This is a genomic window from Streptomyces sp. NPDC058632, from assembly GCF_042717095.1.
Lineage (GTDB): Bacteria > Actinomycetota > Actinomycetes > Streptomycetales > Streptomycetaceae > Streptomyces.
This window is the reverse complement of sequence record NZ_JBHXQZ010000033.1, coordinates 60,508-73,181: the sequence shown is the minus strand read 5'-3', so window position 1 is coordinate 73,181 and position 12,674 is coordinate 60,508. Positions and strand designations below refer to the sequence as shown.

At 72.8% G+C, this 12,674-nt stretch carries 10 protein-coding genes; 7 read left to right on the top strand and 3 right to left on the bottom strand.

All coding sequences use genetic code 11. From position 1 onward, the window contains the following. Positions 1–54 precede the first annotated feature (54 nt). A complete protein-coding gene (locus tag ACFWVE_RS15250) occupies positions 55–354 on the bottom strand; it encodes a DUF4235 domain-containing protein (protein WP_384013376.1) in 300 nt (99 codons plus the stop codon). 263 nt (positions 355–617) lie between these two features. Further along, positions 618–1,055 carry a nitroreductase family deazaflavin-dependent oxidoreductase gene (locus ACFWVE_RS15245; RefSeq protein ID WP_384013368.1) on the bottom strand — a complete coding sequence of 146 codons (438 nt, stop codon included), beginning with the start codon at positions 1,053–1,055 and terminating at the stop codon, positions 618–620. A 214-nt stretch (positions 1,056–1,269) separates the two neighbouring features. Between ACFWVE_RS15245 and ACFWVE_RS15240 the strand changes: the two genes are divergently transcribed. The 3 genes from ACFWVE_RS15240 (at position 1,270) to ACFWVE_RS15230 (ending at position 4,674) form a co-directional block, all read left to right on the top strand. Continuing rightward, entirely contained in the window at positions 1,270–1,755 is a 486-nt protein-coding gene (locus ACFWVE_RS15240; RefSeq protein WP_384013365.1) for a nuclear transport factor 2 family protein, read from the top strand. Positions 1,756–1,764: 9 nt separating this feature from the next. Next, positions 1,765–2,298, top strand: a complete 534-nt coding sequence (locus ACFWVE_RS15235; RefSeq protein WP_384013362.1) for a flavoprotein — start codon at positions 1,765–1,767, stop codon at positions 2,296–2,298. Between the two features lie 462 nt (positions 2,299–2,760). Then, positions 2,761–4,674 (top strand): ricin-type beta-trefoil lectin domain protein, encoded by a 1,914-nt coding sequence (locus ACFWVE_RS15230; protein WP_384013359.1) that lies wholly within the window; start codon positions 2,761–2,763, stop codon positions 4,672–4,674. A gap of 187 nt (positions 4,675–4,861) precedes the next feature. Here ACFWVE_RS15230 and ACFWVE_RS15225 read toward each other — a convergent pair whose 3' ends face one another. Beyond that, the gene (locus ACFWVE_RS15225; protein WP_384013356.1) at positions 4,862–7,249 is read right to left on the bottom strand and encodes a SpoIIE family protein phosphatase; all 2,388 of its coding nucleotides are present in this window, start codon (positions 7,247–7,249) and stop codon (positions 4,862–4,864) included. Positions 7,250–7,613: 364 nt separating this feature from the next. Here ACFWVE_RS15225 and ACFWVE_RS15220 point away from each other — a divergent pair, with 364 nt between their 5' ends. The 4 genes from ACFWVE_RS15220 (at position 7,614) to ACFWVE_RS15205 (ending at position 12,612) form a co-directional block, all read left to right on the top strand. Further along, positions 7,614–9,857, top strand: coding sequence for a glycoside hydrolase family 9 protein (locus tag ACFWVE_RS15220; protein WP_384013353.1), 2,244 nt, complete (start codon positions 7,614–7,616; stop codon positions 9,855–9,857). A 146-nt stretch (positions 9,858–10,003) separates the two neighbouring features. After that, positions 10,004–10,249 (top strand): hypothetical protein, encoded by a 246-nt coding sequence (locus tag ACFWVE_RS15215; RefSeq protein WP_384013351.1) that lies wholly within the window; start codon positions 10,004–10,006, stop codon positions 10,247–10,249. A gap of 3 nt (positions 10,250–10,252) precedes the next feature. Continuing rightward, the gene (locus ACFWVE_RS15210; RefSeq protein ID WP_384013348.1) at positions 10,253–10,630 is read left to right on the top strand and encodes a toxin Doc; all 378 of its coding nucleotides are present in this window, start codon (positions 10,253–10,255) and stop codon (positions 10,628–10,630) included. A 338-nt stretch (positions 10,631–10,968) separates the two neighbouring features. Continuing rightward, on the top strand, positions 10,969–12,612 hold the full coding sequence (locus tag ACFWVE_RS15205) for an RICIN domain-containing protein (RefSeq protein WP_384013347.1): 1,644 nt from the start codon (positions 10,969–10,971) through the stop codon (positions 12,610–12,612). Positions 12,613–12,674: the final 62 nt, after the last annotated feature.

The window sequence follows — 12,674 nt, the reverse complement described above, 5'->3', positions numbered from 1 at the left end:
CTCCCGGCGCCCCCGGGGCGCCGGGAGGCCTCCGTCCGGCGGGCCGGGCCGGGGTCAGACACTTCCCTTGTCGCCGGCGGGCCAGGAGCCCGTCGAGCGTTCGATGGCCTTGGCGCCCGCGCGGTTGACCGCACTGCGCACCACCGCGAAGATGGCGCCCTGAATCGCGGAGGCCAGCAGAATCTCGCCCCAGCGGCGGTCCCGGTCCAGTGCGTCGGGCGCGTCGTCCTCGTGCCGGATCAGCTTCCACGTCTTCTGGAACGCCATCCCCGCCACGGTGCCACTCGTCCAGCCCAGCACGAACCCGATGGGCTTGTAGGCCAGGGGCAGCTTCTTCTTGCTCTTCGTCTTCATCTTCGCCACGTGGATCTCCCAGTCGGTATCGGCGTTCGGAAAGTCCCCGTGACCCACGTTCCCCGTTTTCCGCCCTCGGCACGGCCCGACCGGGCCCGACCGGGGCATCCTCCACGGTGTGGACGGCAGGGGTGAACCCCGCCGCGACGGGGGAACGCGACGGGGCCCGACCCGCGGGTGCCCGCCGGACGGGGCGTCATGCACACCGAACCGGGGAAATCGCGGACCGGGCCGCTGCCCGCGGCCTCCCAGGACGAAAGACCCTAGTCGCGCGCCTCCAGCACGAAGACCGGGATCGCCCGGTCCGTCTTCTCCTGGTACTCGGCGTACGGGGGGAAGGCCGCGACGGCCCGCTCCCACCACTGCGCCTTCTCCTCCCCGGTCACCTCACGGGCCGTCATGTCCCGCAGGACCTGCTCGTCGCGCAGTTCCACCTGCGGATCGGCCTTGAGGTTGTGGTACCAGACCGGGTGCCGGGGTGCTCCGCCCAGCGAGGCCACCACCGCGTAGCGCCCCTCGTGCTCGACGCGCATCACCGGGGTCTTGCGCAGTTTGCCGCTCCTGGCCCCCCGCGTGGTCAGCAGGACCACCGGCCTGCCCTGCAGGGTCGTTCCCTCGGTGCCGCCGGAGCTCTCGTAGAGCTCCACCTGGTCGCGCACCCACTGCGTAGGGCTGGGCTCGTACTCGCCATGAAGAGGCATGTCATCCGTCCCGTCGTCGTCGCGGCCCGTGGCCGCACCGGTCTCCGGGGCGACCGTCGGGCCATGCGGACCAACTCGTTCCGTACCAGTGTCGGCCGGATCGCACATGACCTCCGACGTCATGGCGTCATCGGCGTGTCCACGGCACAGTCATGACCGTCCCCGGACCGGAGCCCCTGGCCCCGGCCGCCCCCGGACCCAGGAGACCCCTGCCATGACCGAGACCACGCCGGCCCCCGCCGGTTTGATTCCTGCCACCCCGCCCACCGGCACCCGCGCCACCGTGGAGGAACTGCTGCGCCGGATCGGCCACGGAAACCCGGACCGCATCGCCGAGCTGTACGCGGAACCCTGCGAGTGGCGGCTGGACTGGCCGCAGGACGAGCACGGCAACGCCGCGACCCCCTGGATCCGTCACCGGGCCACCCGCGCCGACGCCGCCGCCCACTACCGGGAACTGGCCGCCCACCACGTGCCCGGCGCGGCCGCCACCGAGATCGAGCGCATCCTGGTCGACGGCGACGACGCGGTGGTGTTCGGCGAGATCCGGCAGACGGCGAGGTCCACGGGGCGCCCCTACCGTGCCCGCTTCGCCCTGCTGCTCACCGTGCGGGACGGTCTGGTCGTCCGTCACCACGTCTACGAGGACAGCCTCTCCGTGCACCGCGCCTTCGTACCGCGGCCGCCGGCCGGGTCATAGGCTTTCCGGGTGACCGAACAGGCCGGTAAGCCCTTCCTCCACGTCGTCGTCTGTGCCGCCGGTGTCGCCGCGGACGTCAGCAGGCTGATCACCGCCGCGCAGGAGCGGGGCTGGGAGGTCGGCGTCATCGCGACACCCTTCGCCATGAACGGGTTCTTCGACGCCGTCGCGGTCCGCGCGCAGACCGGCAGGCCGATCAGGTCCGCCTGGCGCACCCCCGGCGAACCGCGCCCCTTCCCGGCGCCCGGCGCGGTGGTGGTCGCGCCCGCCACCTTCAACACCGTCAACAAATGGGCGGCCGGAATCGCCGACACCCTCGCGCTGGGCACCCTGTGCGAGGCCGCGGGGCTCGGCGTGCCGATCGCCGTCCTGCCGTGCGTCGGCGACGCGCTGGCCGCCCACCCCGCCTACCGGGACAGCCTGGAGCGGCTCACCGCCATGGGCGTCCGCTTCGGCGAGCCCTACGCCGGGGAAACGGCGCCGGACGGGGGATGGCCCGAGTCCCACTGGGAGCGGGCCCTGGACCTCGTAGGTCCACGATGAGCGCGACCGGCGCCGAGTGGTTCCGCGTACCCCCGCAGACCCCGGATGCCGGGACCCGCACACGCGCATACGGGAACGGAGAGGGCTGCGCGGCGTCTCCGCATCGCCTTTTCGGACACCGGCCGTCGAATCGGATGATTGGGCGCGTGAATTAAGCGGCTGGAAAGTCGATGACATCCTGTCAACCGCGATGGCCGCACGAGGAATGCGGGAAACCTCGGAATCGCTTGTTCCTGGTCGTTGGCCTGTGCAAAAGTGGGTCCTGCCGTCGCGCGGACAATACCTTTTGTCCTGGGGTGCGCGACGCCGCTCCAGCGTGCCACCCAGGCTTCAAAAGGGCCGTTCCAGGCGGACGTTCGAGATTTCGAATCCAGTGCGGACGGGCTCCCGGCGTATCCTCGGCGAGGCCCCGCGGCCGCTGGTACGAACTTTATTTCGCGCGTCCCCGAGAGGATTGCATCCGTGAAGGACACCGGCCTGTCGAATTCCCAGGCCCCGGCCCATGCGTTCGACGTGACGGACGAACAGCTGGGAGACGAGTTGCGGAAGTGGACGGGGGCCGCCCCGACCCCGCACCCCGTCGGTGAACTCCTCGACCGGCACTGGGAATCGGTCTTCGGTTATGCCCGGCTGTGTACCGACGGCCCGCGCTCCGCCGGTATGCTCACCACCGCCGCGTTCACCCGACTCTTCGGCGAGGCCCTGCGGCACAACGGCCCGGGTTCCGCATGGCGTCCCCAACTCCTCGTCACCGTGCGCCGGATCGCCGCCGAGTGGGCCGCGGACCACCGGCGCGACATGCTCCACCCCGGTCTCACCGCCGCCTCCTCCGGCGACGGCCGGCGGCCGGCGGCACGGCTTCTGCCACCGCCCGAACGGCGCCTGTTGTCGAGGGCGTTCCAGCGCCTGCCGCAGTCCGCGCGCTGCCTGGTGTGGCACACCGAGGTCGAATCCGAACCGCTCCGCGTCCCCGCCGGGCTGCTCGCCCTGGACGAGGAGGGCGCGCGCATCGAACTGCGCCGCGCGCAGGAGCGGTTGCGTGACGAAGTTCTCCAACTCCACGGGGAACTCGCCTCCGATCAGGAGTGCAGGCGCTATCTGCGCCTGCTGGAGGTGACCTACCGGCGTGCGGGCACCGACATCGACCCGGACCTGCGCACCCATCTGGAGAAATGCGCTCACTGCCGGCACGCGGCGGACCAACTCGCCTGCTTCACCACCGGACTCGGTACGGCCCTGGCCGAGGCGGTCCTGGGCTGGAGCGCACGGGAGTACGCGCAGAGCAGGGCACGAGCGGCCGAGGCCACCGACGAGTCGGCCACCGACGAGTCGGCCACCGACGAGTCGGCCGCCGAGGAGCGGCCGTCGCCCGAGGGCGTCATCGGCGCGGCCTTCACCGGTCTCGCCGACGGGCTTCCCGGCACGACGGGCGATCCGTACGCCGCGCCCGCGGACGTGCCCCCGGCGGTGGCGGGCGAGTCGTTCACGGAGGAGGGGAGACCGATCCCGACTCACCCCACCGAGGCACCCCGCACGGAGCCCGCCGCTCCAGCCGCGCCCCCGATACCGAGCACCGCCCCGACCACCGCCGCCCCGACCACCTCCACGCGGACCGCCCCCCGGTCCGGTGCCCGCTCCCGGCGGCGCACGGCCTCCCGCACCGGTCCTCGCGGTGCCGTGCTCCGCGCCGGTTCCCGTGTCGCCCGGAAGGCCGCCCGCCGGGCCGCGCGCCGGCGCAACCTCGCCGCGGGCATCCTCACCGTCAGCGGACTGGTCGTCCTCCCGCTGGTGCTGTGGACCACGGGCGGTTCCGACGACGCCGCCGCACGGGGCGAGGACCGTCCCTCCGAATCCCCCGGCGCCGCCGTGGGCAGCCCGCCCGAGGACCCGTCCTGGTTCCGCTCCGGAGAAGCCGCTCAGGGCGCCCTGCGCGGCCGGCTGCACAACACCGCCTCCGGCCTGTGCGTCGGTGTCGTCGGGGGCCGGGCCGTCGCGGGCGCCGAGACCGAACTCACCGCCTGCTCGGCGGGCAGCGTCCAGCAGTGGACGTACGAGACCGACGGCCTGCTGCGCAACGCCGCGGAACCGGACCTGTGCCTGGACTCCCGCCTCGGCTACTCGGTGCGCCTGGCCCAGTGCACGGGAGAGGTGCGGAAGGACGCCGACAGCGCACGCTACGACTTCACCGTCCAGGGCACCCTGGTGCCCCGCTCCGGCCAGGACCTGGGCCTCGCACCCGCGGCGACCGACGGCTCGGGCGCCCTGGTCCTCAAGGCCCGTGACGACACGGACGCCCAGCGCTGGGCGATCGACACCCCGGACCCCGATCTCCAGATGAAGGTCGTCACCTGGGGCCTCGTCGGGGACCAGGGCTAGGGCCTGTCCGGCGGATCAAGGCGGGGGAGGGCGCCGACGCGATGGGGGTCCCTCCCTGCTCGAGCGGAGCCGGGGGCCCGGGGGAGTCGGTAACCGACGACAACGCCGCGGACGAGCGTGCCGGACCCCACGTCTTCGGCATGATCCGCCGGGCAGGCCCTGGGGGAAGATCGGGCCGGGCGGGCGCTCACAGCTCCTCCGTCAGCCCCATCTCGGCCCAGATGGTCTTGCCCTCGGCGGTGTGCCTGCTGCCCCACCGCTGGGTGAGCTGGGCGACCAGGAGCAGCCCCCGGCCGCCCTCGTCCCAGCTCTTGGCGCGCCGCAGATGCGGGGCGGTGTGGCTGGTGTCGGACACCTCGCAGATCAGCGTCGACGCGTCGCTGATCAGCCGGAGCCGGATCGGCGGCGCCCCGTAGCGGATCGCGTTGGTGACCAGCTCGCTCACCACCAGTTCGACGGTGAACGACGCCTCGGTCAGCGCCCACACGCCCAGCTGGTCGAGGACCTGCTTGCGCACCGGCGCGACGAGTGACGGGTCGGCCGGTATGTCCCAGGTGGCGACCTGGGAGGACGGCAGACCGCGGGTACGGGTCAGCAGCAGCGCCACGTCGTCCGTGGCGGGACGCGGCTGGAGCATGGCGTGCAGGACACGGTCGCAGGCCTCGTCGAGCGACCCGGGGGCCGCGTGGGACAGGGCGTCGCAGAACATGCGCGAGCCCGCGTCCGCGTCGCCGTCGTCTCCCCGGCCGTCGACCAGACCGTCCGTGTAGAACGCCAGCACACTGCCCTCAGGCAGCTCCACCTCCACGGACTCGAAGGGCAGTCCGCCCAGGCCCAGCGGCGGCCCGGAGGGCATGTCCAGCATGCGCACCGGCCCGTCCGGCGGGACCAGGACCGGCGGCGGATGCCCCGCCCTCGACAGAGTGCAGCGCCGTGACACCGGGTCGTACACCGCGTACAGACAGGTCGCGCCGACCTCGCCGGGGCCGGCCTCGCCGCCCGACTCGTGCGAGAGGTGCAGGACCAGGTCGTCGAGGTGGGTGAGCAGCTCCTCCGGAGCCAGATCGATGTCGGCGAGGGTGCGGACGGCGGTACGCAGCCGGCCCATCGTCGCCGATGCCTGGATGCCGTGGCCGACGACGTCCCCCACCACCATGGCCACCCGCATCCCGGACAACGGGATCACGTCGAACCAGTCGCCGCCCACACCGGTGCGCGCGGCCGGCAGATACCGGGAGGCGGCGTCCACCGCCGCAGTCCGGGGCAGGCCGCGGGGGAGCAGGCTGCGCTGGAGCGTGAGGGTGGTCTCGCGTTCGCGGGAGTAGCGGCGGGCGTTGTCGATGCAGACGGCCGCACGCGCGGTGATCTCCTCGGCCAGCAGTACGTCGTCGTGGGTGAAGTGCTCGGGGTGCCGGAACCGGGTGAACGCCGCGACGCCGAGGGTGACACCGCGGGCCTGGAGCGGGACGGACAGCATCGAGTGGACGCCGAACTCCCGGACCTGCCGGGCGTGGGCGTCGTCGACCGCGAGCCACGGATCGAGGTCACCGGAGGGCACCGAGGCGACGACGCTGTGCCCGGCGATCAGGGAGTCGGCCTGAGGCGCGGCGGCCGGGTAGACGACCACCTCACCCACGTCGGCGACCGACTCGGGACTGCCCGCCGTGCGGGACCGGTGGGCGACCCGGCGCAGCGAGACCGGCAGGGCGAGCGGGCCGGCGGGGTCGGCCCCCTGGTCGTGCTCGAGGAGGTCGACGCTGACGAAGTCGGCGAGCGCGGGGACACAGACCTCCGTCAGCTCCTGCGCCGTCCGGGTGACGTCGAGGGTGGCGCCGATGTGCATGCTGGCCTCGTTGACCAGCTGCAGCCGGGCCCGTGCCCTGTTCTGCTCGGTGAAGTCGTGGGCCGTCACGCAGACGCCGACGACCCGGCCGGCGTCGTCGGTGAGAGGCGCGATCCGGGCCAGCCAGGCCTCGTCGTGGCTCTTGCCGAACGCCCGCACGCGCGTCTGCACATCGTGGCCCCGGCCCGTACGCAGCACCTGGGCCATGTGGCGCTCCAGCTCCGCGTGCCGGGGCCGGCCACCGATGTCGCCGGGCGTCAGACCGCGCAGATGGGCGGCCGGCAGCCCGAGGAGATCGGCCATCGCGTCGTTGGCGCCGTGCAGGCGCAGCTTCGTGTCGAAGACGACGGTGGCGCACGGGGACTGGACCATCGCAGCCCAGAGCACCGGATCTCCGGTGGGATCGGTGCGCCCGGAGGGCAGCGGGGTGACGGCCAGCCAGTCGTCGGTGTCACCCTCCTCGGGCCGGCCGCGGTGGGCGAGCACCCACACGGTGACGGTGCCACCGTCCCGGTGCCGCAGCGCGAGCGTGCCGCTCCAGCGCGGGTCGGCCGGCGGCCGGGGCGGTTGCGCACCGTCGGCGAGCAGACCGGCCGCCGGGTGGCCGACCACGTCCTCGGCCCGGTGGCCCAGGAGCTGCCGGGCGCCCTCGTTCCACCGTGTGAGGGTGCCGTCGGCGGCGATGACGGCCCGAGCCGTCACCGGATCGTCGAACGAGTCGTCCGCCCTCATCGTCGCCACTCCATCGCGCACACTCACCGTGAACCGGTCGATCGCCAGAGTTCCACCCTAGTGCGTCGGAGGCGGGCGCGGACCGGAACCCCGTCCTGGCAGGGCTCCCGCGGGCGGGAGAGGAAGGGCGGGAGGAGAGGGGCCGGAGTGACCCCCGAGACGCCCACCGTCCGGGACCCGCCCAGGTTCCGTCCGGCGCCGGTCCGGCGCGTGGCCGGTATTCGCGCGTCGCCCACCGGTGTTCGTCACCAGTCCCGTCCCGCCCGTTGACGGAGTGTCACACCTGCCACAACGATGGCCCCGTACGGATGGGAGCGCTCCCATCCTTAGTCGCCGCCGTGTCCTCCCACCCGAGGAGCCAGACGTGAACAGACGCAGAACCGCTCTGCTGTCCCTGACCGGCCTGCTGGCGACCGCGCTCACCGCGCTGCCCGCCGCCCCGGCCGGGGCGGACGAGGCCGAGCAGGTCCGCAACGGCACCTTCGACACCACCACCGAACCCTGGTGGGCCTCCGCCGGTGTCACCACGAGCCTGTCCGACGGCCGCCTGTGCGCCGACGTCCCCGGCGGCACCGCCAACCGGTGGGACGCCGCCGTCGGCCAGAACGACATCACCCTCGTGAAGGGGGAGTCGTACCGCTTCTCCTTCGCCGCGAACGGCACGCCCGCGGGCCACGTGGTCCGGGCGGTCGTCGGCCTGTCGGTGGCCCCGTACGACACCTACTACGAGGTGTCCCCGCAGCTCAGCGTCTCCGGCGACACGTACTCCTACACCTTCACCGCGCCCGTGGACACCGCTCAGGGCCAGGTCGCTCTCCAGCTCGGCGGCAGCCCCGACCCCTGGCGCTTCTGCCTGGACGACGTCTCCCTGCTGGGCGGCGTGCAGCCCGAGCCGTACGAACCCGACACCGGGCCCCGGGTCCGTGTCAACCAGGTCGGCTACCTCCCCGCGGGCCCGAAGAACGCCACCCTGGTCACCGAGGCGACCGGGCGGCTGCCCTGGCAGCTGAAGGACGCCGGAGGCAGGGTCGTCCGACAGGGCACGACCCTGCCGCGGGGCGTGGACGGGTCCTCCGGGCAGAACGTCCACTCCATCGACTTCGGCGCCCACCGCGCGCGGGGCGCCGGCTACACCCTCGCGGTGGACGGCGAGACCAGCCGGCCGTTCGACATCGACGCCGGAGCCTACGAGCGGCTGCGGCTGGACTCGGCGAAGTACTACTACACCCAGCGCAGCGGCATCGAGATCCGCGACGACCTGCGCCCCGGCTACGCCCGCCCGGCCGGCCACCTGGACACCGCCCCCAACCAGGGCGACGGCGACGTGCCCTGTCAGCCGGGCGTCTGCGACTACTCCCTCGACGTCACCGGTGGCTGGTACGACGCCGGCGACCACGGCAAGTACGTCGTCAACGGCGGCATCAGCACCTGGGAGGTGCTCAGCACCTACGAACGCGCCCGGCACGCCCGCACCGGCCGGGCGGACAAGCTCGGCGACGGCACCCTGGACATCCCGGAGAGCGGCAACGGGGTGCCCGACATCCTCGACGAGGCCCGCTGGGAACTGGAGTTCCTGCTCAAGATGCAGGTGCCCGACGGCGAGCCGCTGGCCGGCATGGCCCACCACAAGATCCACGACGAGCAGTGGACCGGGCTGCCGCTGCTGCCCGGCGACGACCCGCAGAAGCGCGAACTGCACCCGCCGAGCACCGCCGCCACCCTGAATCTCGCGGCCACGGCCGCCCAGGCGGCCCGCCTGTACCGGCCCTACGACAGGGAGTTCGCAGCCGAGGCCCTGGCCGCCGCGCGCACCGCCTGGACGGCCGCGCTCGCCCACCCCGAGGAGTACGCCAGCCCGGACGACGGCATCGGCGGCGGCGCCTACCCGGACGACGAAGTGAGCGACGAGTTCTACTGGGCGGCGGCCGAGCTGTATCTCACCACGGGAGAGCGGCAGTTCAAGGAGTACGTCCTGAACTCCCCGGTGCACACCGCCGACATCTTCGGCCCCCTCGGCTTCGACTGGTCGCGCACCGCGGCGGCCGGCCGGCTCGACCTCGCGACGGTGCCGAACAAGCTGCCCGGCCGGGACGAGGTCCGCAGCTCCGTCGTCAAGGGCGCCGACCGCTACCTGGCCACGCTGAAGGCCCACCCGTACGGCATGCCGTACGCGCCGACCGGCCACGTCTACGACTGGGGCTCCAGCCATCAGGTCCTCAACAACGCGGTCGTCCTCGCCACGGCTCACGACCTCACCGGTGCCGCCAAGTACCGGGACGGCGCGCTGCAGAGCATGGACTACATCCTCGGCCGCAACGCCCTGAACATCTCCTACGTCACCGGGTACGGCGAGGTCAGCGCGCAGAACCAGCACAGCCGCTGGTATGCCCGCCAGCTCGACCCGGCGCTGCCGAACCCGCCCGCCGGGACCCTCTCCGGCGGACCCAACTCGAGCATCCAGGACCCCTACGCCCAGTCGATGCTCCAGGGCTGCGTCGGTCAGTTCTGCTTCATCGACGACATCCAGTCCTGGTCGACCAACGAGCACACCATCAACTGGAACGCCGCCCTGACCCGCATGGCCTCCTTCGTGGCCGATCAGGGGTAGCGGACCGCGGTACCCGCGCCGGCGCCGGAGCTGTCGTCCCGTTCCACGGGGGGCGACACCTCCGGCGCACCCCTTTCGGTACCGCCTCATACCCGCTCTGAACTGGTGGTATTTACGATCGAGTACCCGAGCGGTACCGTGATGGCATGCCTGCTCTGAATGTGGAGTTCAGTGACCGTGAACTCGAGGACCTGCGGCAGATCGCCAAGGAGCGCGGTACATCGATGAAGGCGCTGGTGCGGGAGGCGGCCGCGGCCGACATCGCCCGCCACCGGGCGCTCCAGGAGGGCGCGGAGGCCTTCCGCCGGTTCTTCGACTCGCACGCCGACGAGTTCGCCGACGCCTTCCCGGACGACGAACCGCGGGCCAGGGGTGCGGGACGGGCCGCCTGACCGATGGCATCCGTTCTGCACATCGACGTGCCCTGGCTGCTCCAGAGGCACGAGGAGGTCCTTCCGGACCAGCCCACCATCAACGACTTCTCGGCGCTGGTCGCGGCCGTCGCCCGGCACCGCGTCGACCCGCCCCGCCTCGGTGTGGACTCGGACGCGGCCTGGCGGGCCGCCGCCCTGCTGCACACCCTCGCCCTGCTCCGCCCCCTGCCGTCGGCCAACGCCCGCTTCGCGTGCGCCACGGCGGTGGCGTACATGTTCGTCAGCGGCGTCGGAATCGACCCGCCCTACGGCGCCATCGTCGACCTCGCCCGCGATCTGATGTCCGGCACGACGGATGTCTACGGGGCCGCCGACCGGCTCCGCTCCTGGCAGATCTGACACCACCGCAGGAATACGAGAACCGGATGAACCACGGAAAAACGCAGGTGAAAAGCCGATGTCGACGACTCCGGCCATGTTTTTCCTTTTGACTTCCTGTCAACGAGCGGAGGTTTCCCCGGCGCCTTGTTGGTCGTGTGCCGGTTGTGCGAGAGTGAGCCACCCGTGAGGGGGTAAAATCCGGGGTCGCACGCGCGTTGATGAACCGGGTCCGCTTTCACCATCGGTGAATTGGTCCCCTCCCGCGCAACGCCGCCAAAGAGGCACGGACCACGTGGGACCTCCCTTTTCGGCGTCAGAACTTCTGTGTCACCTGCGCGTGGGAAGGAACCACCTCAGTGCCCACCCCTCATTCCCCCCGGTCTCCGTATCCCCCTCCCGGAGGGGATCCGGGGGAGTCCGACGAGTCCCTCGCCGCACGGTTGCGAGGCCGCCCGGAGGGCGAGGCCGCCCACTCCGTCGCGATGCTGACCTCGCGTCACTGGCCGGCGATGCACGACTACGCGACCGTCTGCCTCGCCTCGTCGGGACCGGCCGCCGCCATGGTCACCGCGGCGGCGCAGCACCGCGTCCTGAACCGGGTCGCCCTCGGCGAACCGGCCGTGGCCCTGCGGCCGGTGCTGCTGGTGGCCGTGCGGGACACGGTCCGGGAATGGGCCTCGGACGACCGGACCGCCGGTGCCCTGCCGGAACTGCTCAAGCCGGCCGGCGGGCGCGGCATGCGCGCGGCCAAGACGATGACGCCGGAGAACCGCACACTGGCCCACCGCTCGTTCCGGTCCCTGCCCGCCCTCGCCCGCTGTGTGCTCTGGCATGTCGAGGTCGAGGCCGAACCCGTGTCCGTCCCGGCCGGTCTCCTCGGCATCGATGCCGACATCGCCTCGGGCACGCTCCAGCAGGCGCGTGACACCTTCCGTCAGGGCTGTGTCCACGCCCATCAGGAACTCGCGCCGACGAAGGACTGCCGGTTCTACAACCGGCTCCTCGACGTCCCCATCCGCCGTGGCGGAACACTGCTTCCCGACGTCCAGCAGCATCTGGCGGAATGCCGCTACTGCCGGAACGCGGCCGAGCAACTGAGCCATTTCGAGGGGGACCTCGGCACGCTCATCGCCGAGGCCGTTCTCGGCTGGGGCGCCCGACGCTACCTCGACTCGCGTCCCGGCCGGGCGGCACCGGGCCCGCGCGGCGGCCGTGCGGCCCGCCGCGGACACCGCTCCGGCGGCGGACGGTCCGGTGGCAGTCGGCGCCGCCTGCTGTCCAGGATCCCCGCCCCCACGCGCCTCACCGGTTTCGGACGTCCGGACGCCGTGCGCTCCACCAGGACCCTGCTCACCGGCCTCGGAGCCGTCTCGGCCGGCGTGCTGGTGAGCGTGCTCATCGCCGGGGGCTCCCCGTCCGACGGCAGCGGCACCGACCCGACCGGCGCCACCAGCGCGGCCGACGGCCGGGGGGTCGTACCGACCGAGTCCCCGCCGGGCGTGGCCGGACTGCCCACAGGGCCGGAACCGGCCCTCCTGCGCAACATCGCCTCCGGGCTGTGCCTCGACACCCGGGGCGAGCCCCAGGACGGCGCCGGCACCCGGCTCGCGGGGTGCTCCTCGAGGCTGAGCCAGCAGTGGACCTACGAGGAGGACGGACTGCTGCGCAGCGTGGCCGACCCGGGCCTGTGCCTGGACGCGCACAAGGACGCCGGGGTCGTCGTCCTCGCCACCTGCGCCGACGCCGGCGAGAGCCGGGCCGACGACGTGCGCTACGACCTCACCGGGCAGGGCGAGTTGCTGCCCCGCTGGGACGAACAGCTGGCGCTCGTGCCGGCCGCCCCCGATGCGAACGCCGACATCGTCGTCAGGGTGCGGGACCGGACCGAGAACCAGCGCTGGCTGACCGAGCCGGTGTCCTCGGCCGAGGGCACCCTGTCGATCAGCCGGACCCGTACCCCGGCGGTACGGCACATGGAACCGGCCGGGCCGGTGACGTGAAGCGCGCGGCCGGGGCGGGGGAGCGGGCCCGGGAGCCCGGCGCCCCGGCCCGGCACCCGCCG

Excerpts from the sequence above, each read along its gene's own strand:
- ACFWVE_RS15210 (WP_384013348.1), top strand. The coding sequence starts at position 10,253 with ATGGCATCCGTTCTGCACATCGACGTGCCCTGGCTGCTCCAGAGGCAC.
- ACFWVE_RS15240 (WP_384013365.1), top strand. The coding sequence starts at position 1,270 with ATGACCGAGACCACGCCGGCCCCCGCCGGTTTGATTCCTGCCACCCCG.
- ACFWVE_RS15225 (WP_384013356.1), bottom strand. The coding sequence starts at position 7,249 with ATGAGGGCGGACGACTCGTTCGACGATCCGGTGACGGCTCGGGCCGTC.
- ACFWVE_RS15250 (WP_384013376.1), bottom strand. The coding sequence starts at position 354 with ATGAAGACGAAGAGCAAGAAGAAGCTGCCCCTGGCCTACAAGCCCATC.
- ACFWVE_RS15215 (WP_384013351.1), top strand. The coding sequence starts at position 10,004 with ATGCCTGCTCTGAATGTGGAGTTCAGTGACCGTGAACTCGAGGACCTG.
- ACFWVE_RS15245 (WP_384013368.1), bottom strand. The coding sequence starts at position 1,055 with ATGCCTCTTCATGGCGAGTACGAGCCCAGCCCTACGCAGTGGGTGCGC.